Consider the following 14,371-nt stretch of genomic DNA (forward strand, 5'->3'; position numbering starts at 1 on the left):
AGATGTGTCACATGCGAGTCTGATTTATTAATGAAGGGAAGCAAACAACTTGGATACAAAACTTAAAACACGGGATGACATCCGAAATATCGCGATTATTGCTCACGTTGACCACGGTAAGACAACTTTGGTTAATGAAATGTTGAAGCAATCGGATACTTTGGCTGCACATACGCAAATTGAAGATCGTGCATTGGATTCTAACGCCATTGAAAGAGAACGTGGCATTACGATTCTTTCGAAGAACACGGCCGTTAAGTATGGGGATAAACAGATTAACATTTTGGATACCCCAGGACATGCGGACTTTGGTGGTGAAGTTGAACGAATTATGCGCATGGTTGATGGTGTTCTACTGGTTGTCGATGCGTTTGAAGGGACCATGCCCCAAACACGGTTTGTGTTGAAAAAAGCGTTGGAACAACACTTAACGCCAATTGTTGTTATCAATAAGGTTGATCGTGAAGGCGCTCGGCCAGAAGAAGTTGTTGATGAAGTGCTTGATTTATTTATTGAATTAGGTGCTGACGAAGAACAGCTCGACTTTCCGGTTATCTATGCTTCAGCTATGAATGGCACTTCCAGTTATGATTCCGATGTCTCGACGCAGAAACATACGATGAAGCCAATTTTTGACACGATTATCAAGCGGATTCCAGCACCAATTGACAATTCTGATGAACCGCTTCAATTCCAAGTGGCCCTACTGGATTATAACGACTTTGTTGGTCGAATCGGGATCGGTCGTATTTTCCGTGGCCGGATTAAAGTAGGCGACAATGTCACGGTTATGAAACTTGACGGCTCTAAGAAGAACTTCCGAGTAACTAAGCTAATGGGCTTTATCGGTCTTAAGAAAGTGGACATCAATGAAGCCAAAGCCGGCGATTTAATTGCTGTTTCCGGGATGGAAGAAATTAACGTTGGTGAAACGGTGGTCTCACCAGATACACCCGAAGCTTTACCAATTTTAAGAATTGATGCGCCAACTTTACAAATGACATTTGGTACCAACACATCACCATTTTCCGGTCGTGATGGTAAATTTGTTACCGCACGTCAATTAGGTGATCGTCTTAAACGTGAATTGCATACTGATGTTTCCTTGCGGGTTGACGATACCGACCAACCTGGATCATGGATTGTTTCCGGCCGTGGTGAATTGCATTTGTCAATTTTAATTGAAACGCTGCGTCGTGAAGGCTATGAGTTACAAGCTTCTCGACCAGAAGTTATTTACCGTGAAATTGACGGTCAAATGTGTGAACCATTTGAATCAGTTCAGATTGATACGCCGGATGAATATACCGGGTCGATTATCGACACGCTTTCTCAGCGTAAAGCCGAAATGAAGAACATGGAAACAACGGATAATGGCCAGACACGTTTGACATTTTTGGCACCTTCACGTGGGTTGATCGGTTATTCAACTGAGTTTCTGTCATTAACTCGAGGCTATGGGATTTTGAACCATACCTTTGAGAAGTACCTACCAGTTATTAAGGGCTGGAATCCTGGCCGTAAGAAAGGGACACTGGTCTCAATGAACGCTGGTAAGGCAACGACTTACGCTATGATGGGAATTGAAAGTCGTGGTGAATTGCTAATTGATCCGGGAACCGAAGTTTACGAAGGCATGATTGTGGGTCAAAATAACCGTGAAAATGATATTACGGTTAACATTACTAAGGGTAAGAATTTGACTAACGTGCGGGCTGCCGGTTCTGATGATATGGCCCGAATCAAAACACCAACTCATCTCACACTTGAAGAGTCTTTGGAATTCTTGAATGAAGACGAATTGTGTGAAGTAACACCACATTTCATTCGACTCCGCAAGAAGATTCTGAATACTAATGCGCGTGAAAAAGAAGCTAAGAGAAGAAAACATGCTTAAGGCTTAAATATGGATTAAATCAAAATGTCGGGGCAATTTTTGCCTCGACATTTTGCGTTAGCAGCAAATTTGGTTAGTCTGTTTCATGTCAGTATCCCGATTACAGCCAGTGGTCCAACAATTTTTAAAATCTGGTATATCTTTTTGGAAGACACCAGTGGATAGGGCTGAGTATGCTATAATTAACACCAATGTTTACGGATATATTTTAAGGGAAAGTGGCGTGAAACTTCATGGGAAAAGTTCGTTTAAGACACCTGGATCTATTTATTTTTCTGCCATACATCATTCTCTGTGTGTTAGGGATTGTGATGGTCTATTCGGCCAGTGCAAATATTGGCATTCAAAATGGCGGTAGTCCTAAAAGTTACTTAATTAAACAGGTCATTTTTGTGATCATCAGTTTAATGCTGGTTTGTGTCACAACGGCTCTCAATATAAAAAAACTGCGCAGTCAAAAATGGCTTATCCGGATTGGTTACCTATTCATATTGGTATTAATCTGGCTACTGGTTATCGGCCAAACGGTTAACGGTGCAGCTGGGTGGATTCATATTGGCAGCATTAATATTCAGCCCGCGGAATTTGCTAAATTCTATTTAATTATGCTAATCGCAAATGCGGTTGCCAGTCATGAAGATGATTTACTGACATCAACGCGCAGCTGGTGGTATACGTTGCGGCATCCCTTATTCATTACAGCCATCATGCTGCTTATGATTTTCCTTCAACCGGATGTGGGGGGTGCCGCGATTAATTTCACGATTGTGTTCGTCATTCTGATTGCAAGCGGCTTTTCTTGGAAGCGCAGTGTCCTTTACCTAACGGGATTAGTTGCGGGCGCTTTTGCTTTTATGATGCTTGTATTGGTTCCCTTATCGGAGAGTGGTCACATTCACAGCTATCAATTGAGCCGAATTACAGCGTTTGTTAACCCGTTTAAACACGCCACTGGTGTTGGCCAACAACTTGTTAATTCTTTTTATGCCATTAGTAATGGTGGCTTATTTGGATCGGGACTTGGAAACAGTATTCAAAAAACGGGTTATCTGCCGGAGCCAAACACTGATTTTATTATGGCGATTTTAACGGAGGAATTGGGGGCTGTTACAACTGTTATTGTGATGGCCATCCTGGCGTTACTCATTTTTAGAACGGTTTTAATTGGCATTCGAAGCAACAGTCCTTATCAAAGTTTAATTTGCTATGGGGTTGCGACTTATTTAACGGTTCAGGCATTATTTAACATGGGTGGTGTCGTTGGGTTGCTTCCCATTACCGGTGTGACGTTTCCGTTTGTGAGTTATGGTGGTTCCAGTATGATTACACTGTCACTTTGTATTGGGATGGTCTTAAATATTAGTGGCCGCCAACGTTTTGAACGAGAAGCTTATCAACCGGCGACAAATTAACTTACTTAAGAGGGGGATGATCATTTGGCATTTGAAGTTCAACTGACGACCGGATTAATTATTTATTTACATTCGATTAAGTATGTTCGAAACTTGCGGAATTTTGGTCGTTTGTCCTATGTTTCAAAGCGAATGCGGTATGCTGTCATTTACGTTGATGCTGACGATAAAGAGACCGTGATTAAAAAATTGCAATCACTTAATTACGTCAAACAAGTGGTGCCTTCCAAGTTAAATGAACTGGTAAAAGAAGTTCAGGGAAAGGATCCAACAGCGCTGGATCGAAAGTTTGACGAGGATTTTGAAGATTAATGAGGAAATAAAATGCGAATTATCTCTGGAAAATACGGTGGCATTCGTCTAAATCCGGTCAAAAGTGACCGAACCCGGCCAACCACCGATAAGGTTAAAGAATCGTTATTTAGTATGACCGGTCCCTATTTTAGCGGTGGCTGCATTTTAGATCTGTTTGCCGGTTCGGGAGCGGTTGGAATTGAGGCAGTTTCGAGAGGCATGAACCGAGCAGTGCTGGTAGATCGTCAGTTTCAAGCGATTAAAACAATTAAAGATAACGTCCAAAAGATTCACGCTGAAGATCAATTTGAAATTATTAAAGGGTCTGCAGAAAAAGTTATGCAAAATCTTTCAAAACAGCACCAATTATTTGATATGGTCTATTTAGATCCGCCTTACAAAGCACAAAAACTCGTAGAAACGTTAACATCATTGATTGATCTGAAGTTGTTGGCAGAAGGGGCAGTTGTTATTTGTGAAACTGATAATCAAACTGAGTTGCCGGACCAATTGGCAGCGTTAGACAAGACCAAGCAAAAAAATTATGGACTAACGAATTTAACGATTTATCATTTTCAAACGAAACGGGGTTAGGTTATGGTAAATGCATTGTATGCTGGTAGTTTTGATCCAATCACTTTCGGTCATATCGATGTGATTCGACGAGCGGAGACGATATTTGACAAAGTTTTTGTTGCAGTCAGCATCAATACTCATAAACATGCGCTATTTACAACTGAAGAGCGAGCGGCCTTTATTAAACAGCTCTTTCAAGAAGATCAGCAGATCAGTGTCTTAACCTCAAGAGAGCTGACAGTTCAACTAGCCAAGCAACTTGGCGCTAAAGTGCTGGTTCGCGGTGTTCGCGGAAGTGGTGATTTGGATACCGAAATGTCAATTGCGGGGTTAAATCAAGGATTAGCACCGGAGATTCAAACGGTCTTTTTACCGACTGCCGGTCAATATCGTGATTTATCCTCAAGTATGATTAAAGAAATTGCCGCATTTCATGGTGACGTTTCCAAGTTTGTCCCGCCAATTGTGGCTAAGGCGTTAAAAAATAAATTTTGATAAAAGAGTGGAAGCCAGATGAAGAAGAAGGGAATTAAAAAGTACGTCCTGGGGATCACTGCCGCAATTATTTTGTTGGCGGCGGTTTTTTGGCCCTTACCGAATTATATTGAGGGGCCAGGCGATGCTTCAGATTTAAGCCGGATTGTAAATATTAAACATCATCCTGATAAGCGGAAGGGAATGTTTATGTTGACGTCGGTCAGCATTGCTCAAGCACGTCCGTTAACCTATTTATATGCTAAGTTAAGCCCTTATTACTCAGTAGAATCGGATGATAGTGTCACGGACGGTCAAAATATGCAGGAATATGATAAAGTTCAGCGTTTTTACATGGAAAGTTCTATTGGTGAGGCCATTTATACGGCTTATAAACATGCTAAACAACCGGTAAAACGGACGTATAAGGGCATCTACGTTCTGGATATTCAGAAAAAGTCAAAATTTTATCCACAGTTAAAAGTTGGGGATGTCGTCGTTAAAATTGACGGGCACCAATTTAAAAATGCGGCCGGCTTTGTTAACTATGTTCGTAAAAAGAAAGTGGGCCAACAGTTAACCATTACTTATAAGCGTGGCCACAAAATGCATCGGATTACCAGGCCGCTTATTAAAATTGCCAATCATAGAGCAGGCATCGGGATTACGTTGACTGACGATGTGAAGGTTCATACAAAGGTACCGATTAAAGTTAATCCTGGCCAGGTTGGCGGGCCATCTGGCGGTTTAATGTTTTCACTTCAAATTTATGGTCAACTAACCAACCAGGACTTGCGCCATGGAAAGAAAGTTGCCGGTACCGGGACGATTGATTCCCTTGGGCAGGTTGGTGAAATTGGCGGTATCGATAAGAAAGTGATTGCTGCTAAAAAGAATGGGGCAACTATTTTCCTTGCGCCTTATCTAAAGCCGACTAAAACAATTTTAAAGTACGAACCCGGGCATTTAACTAATTATCAACTGGCTAAACGAACTGCCAAAAAATACGCACCAAAGATGAAAGTTATTCCAGTTAAAACCTTTAATCAGGCAGTTTCCGTATTACAAAAACAATAATAAAACTTTTTTCAAAAGAGCTAGCCATTTGTTAGCTCTTTTTTCGTATATTAAATATTGAAGGGAGGGACAGTATGAATAGGATTCGCGAGTTTATTGATGATCATCTTTATCAGGTTTTAATTAGCGCCGCTGCTGTAATTGTGATCTTAATTGTGAGTGTCCTTTTATTAACAATTGGACATTCTTCAAAACCATCACAGGAAGATGCAACAGCATTGGCGACATCAAGCACGTCAATGTCGGCTTCAACTGATCAGCAGGCTTCAGGCAGTCAAAGTGCCTCAAGTATGGCTAGTGCAACCGATAATTCCCAGAGCGGCAGTCAGCGGCTTTATGTTGATGTTAAAGGAGCCGTTAAAAATCCGGGCGTTTATGAAGTTAACGCGAACATGCGGGTTGTCGATGCGATTAATTTAGCTGGTGGGTTTAACCGTTCAGCTGACAAGAAGCAAATTAACCTGGCACAAAGATTAACTGACCAGCAAGTTGTTTACATTCCGATTAAAGGAGAGATTAAGGGAAATCGGGCACTTCGATCAACGCCTAACCAGACCCCTGCTCAGGAAACTGTAGAAAGCTCAGCAACACCATCCGCTTCCGAAAGTAGTTCTGATGCCGGTGTGACGACTGGTTCAACTGATGGTTCGGCTAAGGTTAATTTAAATACTGCTGATAAGACCAAGCTACAAGAATTAAATGGTATCGGTGATAAAAAAGCTGATCAGATCATTGCCTACCGTCAGTCTCACGGCCAGTTTAAAAGCATTGAGGATTTAAAAAACGTGCCGGGCTTTGGCGATAAAACGTTTGATAATTTAAAATCTTCCATTTGTGTGTAGCTGAAATGCCAAAATTGAGATATGATTTATTTCATGGAAGGTGAAAAAATGGATAGTCGAATTAAATGGGATCAATATTTTATGATGCAGGCGGTGCTGTTGGCTTCTAGGAGCACATGTGAACGGTTATCAGTCGGCGCAGTTATTGTCCGCGACAAACGGATTATTGCTGGTGGGTACAATGGCTCAGTTGCCGGTGATGACCACTGTATCGATGTTGGCTGTTATTTGGTGAATGGTCATTGTGTTCGGACCATTCATGCGGAGATGAATGCGATCTTACAATGCGCTAAGTTTGGTGAATCGACGGATAATGCGGAGATTTACGTGACTGATTTTCCGTGCCTGCAATGTACGAAAATGCTGTTGCAGGCTGGTATTAAGAAGATTAATTATTTGCGAAATTATCATAATGATGATTATGCCCAAAAATTAATTAAATTAAAGAACATCGCACTCAACAAAATTAAATTAACTCACGACGATATGGATCGCATACCATTCAAGTCCTATTTATCTGATTAATTATTGGAAATTGGCTTATTTTTCCCGCTGCTTTGATGCTCTTTCTTAGTATTTTGCTATTTGGAAATTTAATTATCGGTAGTATTTTACTGGTTATTCTAATGAGTCGGCTTCTTTTACTAGGATGTCCCAAATATACTATTATGACAGTCGTATTAGGTGGGGTGTTTTTAGTTAATGTTCAATTAACTAAGGGGAGTGATAAACCGGTAATTGGAACAGATTGTTGTGAAACAATCAAAGTGTATCCGGATATGTTGATTAATAGTGGCGGGCAATTTAGAACGACGACCATTTCGCAGGCAACTGGGAGGAAAACCATTTATTATGGTCGCTTCCAATCCTTAAATCAAAAACGGCAGATGATTGACTCATCACACCCGTTGTTGATTTCAATCAAAGGTGAGCGAAAGGCGATTGATTCAGCCACAAACGTTAATCAATTTGATATGCGGGATTATGATCATCATCAAAAAATTTATGAAGAATTTTTTATTACCGATTTGACCACTGTTCGACCAGAACGACAGCTTTCATTAATTGACCGGTTCCATGTACTGCGGGCGAACTTTGATCACTATTGTCAACGGTTGCCCAAGACTTTACGGATCTATGCAATGGGACTGATTAGTGGCAATCGGGAAAGTGATTTTTTTACGGAGATGACGGGAGTCCAGCAACTGGGATTATTACACTTATTTAGCATTTCTGGAATGCACGTCTACTATTTTTTGGGAATTTTAACCCAGTTGTTTTCACTAATGGGCCTTGGCAGGAAGCCACAAGCCATCATTAAGTTGGGATGTCTTGGCGGATACTTTATTTTTTCAGGTAGTTCGCCCGGCCTTTTACGGGCTGTTATTATGGCCGGCTTAATGATCATGGCTCAGTTTTGGGGCTTTAAATTATCTCAATTAGCTGCTTTAAGTTTAACGTTAATGATTAATCTATTGCTTTTTCCCGAAGCCATGTTTATGATGAGCGTCCAACTCAGTTATGGACTGGCATTTGGGTTGATTGCTGCTGGAAATATGGGCTATTTTAAACAGACTGTCTTATTAAACCTGCTATCATTACCGATCCTTCTATTTCACTTATATGAATGGCATATTCTCAGTTTAGCGGTGAGTCTGATTGTTTTACCACTATTTGGAAAAACCATTTTTCCACTCGTTATCTTGGGATTGGGGTTAGGTATGATTGACAGAAGTCTGACGCTTCCAATAGAAGGACTGTTAGGGTTGTTTAACGGGTGTTTGAATATGATCGGTCAATTACCTGGGATGCTGGTTTTTGGTAAACCACCCCTGGTGATAACGTTACTAATGCTTGGGTTAACGGTCTTTATCATGATTCATTCGAGTAAGTTTTGCCGAGTTGCGTTAGTGGGACTTTACCTGGGGACATTTATTTGGATTCATTACCCATTTTCCGGCGAAGTGACGATGTTTGATGTTGGCTAAGGAGATAGTTTCCTGATTCGAACCCCGTTTAATCGCTCGGTGACTTTAATTGATACTGGTGGTAAAGTTGGTTTTAAACGGCCTAAATGGCAGCAGGGACCAAAGATTTATCAAGCTAGTCGATTATCGATTAACTATTTGAAGAGTATTGGCATTTCCAAGATTGATACCATTTGTATTAGTCATCAAGATTCAGATCACTGCGGAGATTTACCAGCTTTTATCAAAGAGATGCAGATTAAGAGAATTTTAATTCCAATGGGCATGCAAGAAAATCCCAACTTCATTAAGCGGTTAGCAGGAAAAAGTCCGAAGACATTATTGCTGCCGGTTAATGATGAATCACGAATAGCTGACCTGCCGCTAACTGTTTATCATCCATACTTGCCCGGAAAAGGTGAGAATCACGACTCGGAAGTACTTGGTGGGCGTTTAGGTGGCCTTAATTGGCTATTTACAGGAGATTTGGACCGGTCAGGGGAATTGGAGACATTACAACGACATCCTGGTCTTAAAACGGACGTGATCAAAGTTGGCCACCACGGTAGCCGGACAGCGTCAGATCCCAGTTTTATCTCTCATATTTGTCCACAAATTGCGTTAATTTCTGCCGGTCGTAATAATCGTTATCATCATCCAAATATTGAGACCTTGGAAACACTAAGAAAGGCTGGAGTTAAGATTTTGAATACACAGCAAATGGGTATGGTAAGATATATTTATCAAAATAATACCGGGCATTTCGAATCGATATTGGAATGCCATAAGGGGAAAAACAGATGAGTTTTTCACAATTAATGAAGCAACTAAAACAAGGGCATTTGGACCCAGTTTATTTGATTTCCGGTGATCAATCCTACTTATCCGACCAGATAAAACAAGCTTTTACCAAACTCATCCCAGAGGCAGAGCGTTCAATGAACATCGGCATTTATGATATGGAAGAAACGCCGATTTCCAGTGCCATTGAAGATGCCGTTTCGGTTCCTTTTTTCGGTGAACGTCGATTGGTTATGATTAACCGCCCTTATTTTTTAACTGGGTTACGTGTTAAAGCCAAGGTGACCCATCACGTCGAAGACTTTTTGGATTATTTACAACATCCCGAAAAATCAACGATACTAGTGATTTTCGCACCCTATGATAAATTAGACGCACGAAAGAAAATCACTAAAACGCTTAAAAAGGTGGCAACAACGGTCGAAATTGGAAAGCTAAGAGAACACGAAATCAAAACAACTGTGAAACAACGCATCAAGGCGGCCGGATATACCATTGATGAGAACGTTCTGGAACGAATGATGCAGTTAACAGGCGGCCAATTAACGGCGATGATGAATGATCTGCCCAAATTGTTTCTATACAATAAAGAATCCAAGCAAATTACGTTAGCCTCGGTAAATGGCCTTGTCAGTCCTTCTATCGAGCAAAGCGTCTTTGATTTGGTTAACAGTGTCTTGGAAAAAGATGTCAAAGGTTCTATGGAAATTTATCGGAATTTACTTTTGGAAAACCAGGAACCCATTGGGATTAATGCAGTACTGATCCAACAGTTTCGCTTATTGATTCAAGTCATGATTTTAAAGCGTCATGGATACGCACAGGGGGATTTGGCCGCTAGTTTGAGGGTTCACCCATATCGGATTAAATTAGCTTTACAAACGGTTCGACACTTCAGTTATCAGGAATTGCGAAATGCCTATTTGGGACTTGTTGAAACGGAAAGGGAAATGAAATCGTCAAATCGGTCCCCTGAGCTTTTGTTTGAATTGTTTCTGTTGAAGTTTACGCGTCACGATGTTGCCTAGATCTGACATCATAAAAAGGTCTGGTTTACCGGCACCCGATTGTGGGTACTGATAAACCAGACCTTTTGGTTGTTATAAAAAAGCTGCTAGTAGATATAAGTTACTAACAACTGAAATGATTTATTTAGCTAAACGAGCTGTTAAACGTGACTTGTCACGTGCGGCTTTGTTGGCTTTAATTAATCCTTTTGATTTAGCACGATCAATCGCACTGATGGCGTTGATATAAAGCTCTTTGGCATCATCGGAACCGTTCAGTTGAGCTTTTTCAAACTTCTTAACGGCTGTTCTGTAAGTGCTCAATTGAGCTGCGTTACGACGCTGTGCTTTTTCATTTGTTTTTACTCGTTCAATAGCTGACTTGATAATTGGCAATGAATTCACCTCCAGAAAAGATTCTTGGTAAAATTATTAAATTTCAACAAGCATCATTATACAGAACTAGCGGGCTGATTGCAAGCACAACAGATGCAAAATAGAAAAGAATTCCTTGTGTTTTGTGGTCAAATTCGTTATACTGAATTTTGTGTGTTACACGACCTTCGACTTAGTTTGTCGGTACCACTGCCGCTGACTCAGTCGTTGGAATATTTAAGAAAAGGTGGAAACTAACTATGGCTGTTACACAATCAGAAAAGAATGACTTAATTAAGAAGTACGCGCGTCATGAAGGTGACACGGGTTCCGCAGAAGTTCAAATTGCAATTTTGACTGCTGATATTAATGAAATTAATATTCACATGAAAAATCATCGTAAGGACTACCATTCACAACGTGGTCTGATGAAGAAGATTGGTCATCGTCGTAATTTATTGGCATATTTGCGTAATAAGGACGTTACCCGGTATCGGGAATTGATCAAGAGCTTAGGCCTGCGTCGTTAATTAAAAAATCATTCGGGGACAATTTATGTTGTCGGATATTTAAAAGGGATCGTAAACAAGACAATTGTTTTTGTTTACGGTCTTTTTGTATGGCCTGAAATGGGAAAAATTCGGTAGTTTGACAAAAATATGGTAAACTAGTAACAGCTGAATTCGAACGTAAAAAAGATTGAAATTATTTTTGAGGTGAAACATGAAAAACGCAGTAAAAATTATGGCCATTGGTGGCGTTCGCGAAAATGGTAAAAATATGTATGCGATCGACATCAATGACGGGATTTATATTTTGGATTGCGGGCTTAAATATCCTGAGAATGAACTCTTAGGAATTGATGTCGTAATCCCGGATTTTAGTTATTTGGAAGAAAACCGTGACCGAATTGTCGGCGTCTTTTTAACCCACGGGCATGCTGACGCCATTGGTGCAATCTCATATTTTCTAAGTGAATTTGATGTGCCGGTATTCGGATCAGAAATGACCATTGAATTGGCAAAATTAAATGTCGCTGACTCCGAAGAATTAAAGAGCTTTGATGATTTTCACGTTGTGAGTGACCGTTCAGAAATTGATTTTAACGATGTCAAGGTCACCTTTTTTAAAACGACACACTCTATTCCTGGATCACTGGGAATTGCGCTTCATACATCAGAAGGGGCAATTGTTTATACTGGGGACTTTAAGTTTGATCAGACTGCTGCTCCTATGTATCAAACGAATTACTCTGCATTGACCCGGCTGGGTGATGAGGGGGTCTTGGCATTACTTAGCGATTCAGGGAATGCTGAAAATCCTGCTGCCAGTGCTTCCGAAAAGAAAATTGGCGAATACATTACCGAAACTTTTCACTATCATGATAGTCGGATCGTTGTTGCCAGCGTGGCCTCCAACATTTTAAGAATGCAGCAAGTCTTTAATGCGGCAGCTGAAACGGGTCGACGTGTCTTTTTAACCGGGCATGATCTGGAACGGATTGTCAAAACGGCGTTGCGGCTCCATACGTTAAAATTACCTGAGAAGGACTTGTTGATTGATTCGGTTAAAGAACTAAACCAACTAGCTCCGGACAAGGTTGTTATTATTCAGACCGGCAAAATGGGTGAACCAATTAAGGCAATTCAAAGAATGGCTAATAAGGAACAGGGCGACATTAATATCGAGCCCAATGATTTGGTCTTTATTACAACAACACCGTCAACAGCGATGGAAACGACGGTTGCCAAAACAAGAGATATGGTTTATCGAGCTGATGGTGAAGTTGAGATGATTTCTGATCAAATGAACTCCTCGGGTGATGCCAGTCAGACTGATCTTCAATTAATCATGAATTTATTGAAACCCAAATTTTTAATCCCAGTTTCAGGAGAATATCGGTTACTTGAGTCTCATGCGCAATTAGCTAAACAAATTGGCTATACGGACAAACAAATTTTTATTCCGGAAAAGGGCGATATCGTTTCGGTTAATCAAAATGAAATGTGGATTAGTGGGAGCGCACCAGTTGCTGATACGATGATTGATGGTATCGGAATTGGTGACATAGGTAATATCGTTTTACGGGATCGAAAGGTATTGTCTGAAGACGGAATTTTTGTTGCCGTTGTTACGATTGATCGAAAGAAAAAACGAATCATCTCGCAACCTAAGTTGACTTCACGAGGCTTTGTTTACGTTAAAGCAAATAAAGATTTGATGAAAGAGGCTGCCGGAATTATTGAAAAAACGGTCAAGCATAATCTAGATCATAAAGAATTCGACTGGAGTAATTTAAAACAGGATGTTCGCGAAACACTTAGTGATTATTTGTATAAACAAACCAAACGCCGACCTGTGATCCTACCGGTGATTATGGAAGTTAATCAACACCATAAGCGGTTCGGCAAGAAACACGCGAAAAAAACGGCTAAAACTGCTGCCAAGCAGGAAAAATAACTGATAAAAATAAAACAATCAGAGGTCGAGACAAGGTAGCATCTGTTTTGATCTCTGATTTGTTTTGGTATTGCTAAGACGACAATCAAAGGTGGAAGCATTGATGATGAAACTTTCCAAAAATGATCAGGTCATCCTGTGGAGTGCAGAAGAAGATCTTCGCGATCAAAAATATCATCAAGTATTGAACAAAATGCACCATTTGGAAGAAAAATATCCGGATAACGGTCAAATTCAATTACTAATGGCCCAGGCACTTTTTAAGCTTAAAAAATTATCAGAAGCTTATCAAATTGTTTTTTCCTATCGTGAAAATTTATCTGAATTTCCAGAGTATTTAACTGAAATATTTCAGATTTTACTGAAAAGTCATGCGTTCATGCTGGTCAGAGAATTACTTGCAACTGGTATTAAAGATGACTCAAGTGATAATTGGCTTCAAAAAATTGATAGGGAAGAATCAATTTACCGAGAAAGGTTTGGGCAACAACTGGCTGAACAAACAAAAGCGTTTGCACATTTGGGCGCTCTGGATGCTTACCAGCAGGTTCACATGATTGATAATGGCTTGAAATTACCATTGGCAGAATACACGACTGCAGCCAAGGCCATCTTATCGGATCCATTTGGGTGGCAAGTGACTAAGACCCAAATTTTACTGGAATTAAAAGCGGTTGGCAGCAATGCATCTGTTAGTCTAAGCTGGTTGGATAAACAAAGCTATCAAGTCACAATAGATAAGTTGAAACCGCTGAATCAGTATCCTGAATTAGTTGAAGCAATCAGAGAGGTTGATCAGCTTTATGCGGCTGAGGATCCGATTAAATACCAATTGATTGAAAAAGAATTGTTTACCCAAAGTAGCTATATCTATCCATTTTTTGACAAAGTCATTCAAGAACCGGCATTTTGGGTTAAGATGATTGCAGCAGATTTGTTTGGTGACCAATTGGAACCAGTAGGAGAGACTCAACGGAAAATGGTTGCTTGGATTAAGCAGATTCATCAGGCTGAAAGTTTTATGAAATTTGTTTAAGCAAAAAATATTTCGAGAAAACGATCATATTCTGTTTACAAACAATTTAAGTATCGATATAATACTTAAGGATTCTTCAAAATTAGACTGCTTTGTCTTTTCCAGAAGATGTAGTATAATATCACTTAGAAATGCATTGATGCGAAATTGATG

At 40.2% G+C, this 14,371-nt stretch carries 15 protein-coding genes; 14 read left to right on the top strand and 1 reads right to left on the bottom strand.

Annotated features, from left to right (window positions below; all coding sequences use genetic code 11):
* Positions 1-49 precede the first annotated feature (49 nt).
* The 11 genes from typA (at position 50) to holA (ending at position 10,368) form a co-directional block, all read left to right on the top strand.
* Positions 50-1,897 (top strand): translational GTPase TypA, encoded by a 1,848-nt coding sequence (gene typA, locus ED605_RS03570; RefSeq protein ID WP_121977523.1) that lies wholly within the window; start codon positions 50-52, stop codon positions 1,895-1,897.
* A 233-nt stretch (positions 1,898-2,130) separates the two neighbouring features.
* Positions 2,131-3,309 (top strand): FtsW/RodA/SpoVE family cell cycle protein, encoded by a 1,179-nt coding sequence (locus ED605_RS03575; protein WP_121977524.1) that lies wholly within the window; start codon positions 2,131-2,133, stop codon positions 3,307-3,309.
* A gap of 24 nt (positions 3,310-3,333) precedes the next feature.
* Positions 3,334-3,621: a DUF2129 domain-containing protein gene (locus ED605_RS03580; RefSeq protein ID WP_121977525.1), complete on the top strand. Its 288-nt coding sequence runs from the start codon at positions 3,334-3,336 to the stop codon at positions 3,619-3,621.
* Positions 3,622-3,633: 12 nt separating this feature from the next.
* Positions 3,634-4,197 (top strand): 16S rRNA (guanine(966)-N(2))-methyltransferase RsmD, encoded by a 564-nt coding sequence (gene rsmD, locus ED605_RS03585; RefSeq protein ID WP_121977526.1) that lies wholly within the window; start codon positions 3,634-3,636, stop codon positions 4,195-4,197.
* A 3-nt stretch (positions 4,198-4,200) separates the two neighbouring features.
* Positions 4,201-4,674, top strand: a complete 474-nt coding sequence (gene coaD, locus ED605_RS03590; RefSeq protein ID WP_121977527.1) for a pantetheine-phosphate adenylyltransferase — start codon at positions 4,201-4,203, stop codon at positions 4,672-4,674.
* 18 nt (positions 4,675-4,692) lie between these two features.
* On the top strand, positions 4,693-5,730 hold the full coding sequence (locus ED605_RS03595; RefSeq protein WP_121977528.1) for a SepM family pheromone-processing serine protease: 1,038 nt from the start codon (positions 4,693-4,695) through the stop codon (positions 5,728-5,730).
* A 74-nt stretch (positions 5,731-5,804) separates the two neighbouring features.
* Positions 5,805-6,572 carry a helix-hairpin-helix domain-containing protein gene (locus ED605_RS03600; RefSeq protein ID WP_121977529.1) on the top strand — a complete coding sequence of 256 codons (768 nt, stop codon included), beginning with the start codon at positions 5,805-5,807 and terminating at the stop codon, positions 6,570-6,572.
* A 48-nt stretch (positions 6,573-6,620) separates the two neighbouring features.
* On the top strand, positions 6,621-7,097 hold the full coding sequence (locus ED605_RS03605) for a ComE operon protein 2 (protein ID WP_191981336.1): 477 nt from the start codon (positions 6,621-6,623) through the stop codon (positions 7,095-7,097).
* A 164-nt stretch (positions 7,098-7,261) separates the two neighbouring features.
* Positions 7,262-8,560 carry a ComEC/Rec2 family competence protein gene (locus tag ED605_RS14920; RefSeq protein ID WP_306419362.1) on the top strand — a complete coding sequence of 433 codons (1,299 nt, stop codon included), beginning with the start codon at positions 7,262-7,264 and terminating at the stop codon, positions 8,558-8,560.
* A 15-nt stretch (positions 8,561-8,575) separates the two neighbouring features.
* Positions 8,576-9,343: a ComEC/Rec2 family competence protein gene (locus ED605_RS14925; protein ID WP_306419365.1), complete on the top strand. Its 768-nt coding sequence runs from the start codon at positions 8,576-8,578 to the stop codon at positions 9,341-9,343.
* Complete coding sequence (gene holA, locus ED605_RS03615) at positions 9,340-10,368, top strand: DNA polymerase III subunit delta (RefSeq protein ID WP_121977531.1); 1,029 nt, start codon at positions 9,340-9,342, stop codon at positions 10,366-10,368. The genes ED605_RS14925 and holA overlap by 4 nt, the downstream gene beginning before the upstream one ends.
* A gap of 120 nt (positions 10,369-10,488) precedes the next feature.
* On the opposite strand, the gene rpsT is transcribed toward holA, so the two are convergent.
* Positions 10,489-10,743, bottom strand: coding sequence for a 30S ribosomal protein S20 (rpsT, locus tag ED605_RS03620; protein WP_121977532.1), 255 nt, complete (start codon positions 10,741-10,743; stop codon positions 10,489-10,491).
* Between the two features lie 239 nt (positions 10,744-10,982).
* On the opposite strand from rpsT, the gene rpsO reads away from it, so the two are divergent.
* The 3 genes from rpsO (at position 10,983) to ED605_RS03635 (ending at position 14,218) form a co-directional block, all read left to right on the top strand.
* Positions 10,983-11,252, top strand: coding sequence for a 30S ribosomal protein S15 (gene rpsO / locus ED605_RS03625; RefSeq protein WP_121977533.1), 270 nt, complete (start codon positions 10,983-10,985; stop codon positions 11,250-11,252).
* Between the two features lie 193 nt (positions 11,253-11,445).
* Positions 11,446-13,182, top strand: a complete 1,737-nt coding sequence (locus tag ED605_RS03630; RefSeq protein ID WP_121977534.1) for a ribonuclease J — start codon at positions 11,446-11,448, stop codon at positions 13,180-13,182.
* A 103-nt stretch (positions 13,183-13,285) separates the two neighbouring features.
* On the top strand, positions 13,286-14,218 hold the full coding sequence (locus tag ED605_RS03635) for a hypothetical protein (protein WP_121977535.1): 933 nt from the start codon (positions 13,286-13,288) through the stop codon (positions 14,216-14,218).
* Positions 14,219-14,371 lie beyond the last annotated feature (153 nt).

It is taken from the genome of Lentilactobacillus raoultii, from assembly GCF_900411375.1.
GTDB classification, from domain to species: domain Bacteria; phylum Bacillota; class Bacilli; order Lactobacillales; family Lactobacillaceae; genus Lentilactobacillus; species Lentilactobacillus raoultii.

Bases quoted from the DNA above. Each gene is read 5' to 3' on its own strand.
- rsmD (WP_121977526.1), top strand. From the start codon at position 3,634: ATGCGAATTATCTCTGGAAAATACGGTGGCATTCGTCTAAATCCGGTC.
- ED605_RS03595 (WP_121977528.1), top strand. From the start codon at position 4,693: ATGAAGAAGAAGGGAATTAAAAAGTACGTCCTGGGGATCACTGCCGCA.
- ED605_RS03635 (WP_121977535.1), top strand. From the start codon at position 13,286: ATGATGAAACTTTCCAAAAATGATCAGGTCATCCTGTGGAGTGCAGAA.
- rpsO (WP_121977533.1), top strand. From the start codon at position 10,983: ATGGCTGTTACACAATCAGAAAAGAATGACTTAATTAAGAAGTACGCG.
- ED605_RS03605 (WP_191981336.1), top strand. From the start codon at position 6,621: ATGGATAGTCGAATTAAATGGGATCAATATTTTATGATGCAGGCGGTG.
- ED605_RS03575 (WP_121977524.1), top strand. From the start codon at position 2,131: ATGGGAAAAGTTCGTTTAAGACACCTGGATCTATTTATTTTTCTGCCA.
- ED605_RS03630 (WP_121977534.1), top strand. From the start codon at position 11,446: ATGAAAAACGCAGTAAAAATTATGGCCATTGGTGGCGTTCGCGAAAAT.
- coaD (WP_121977527.1), top strand. From the start codon at position 4,201: ATGGTAAATGCATTGTATGCTGGTAGTTTTGATCCAATCACTTTCGGT.
- ED605_RS03600 (WP_121977529.1), top strand. From the start codon at position 5,805: ATGAATAGGATTCGCGAGTTTATTGATGATCATCTTTATCAGGTTTTA.
- holA (WP_121977531.1), top strand. From the start codon at position 9,340: ATGAGTTTTTCACAATTAATGAAGCAACTAAAACAAGGGCATTTGGAC.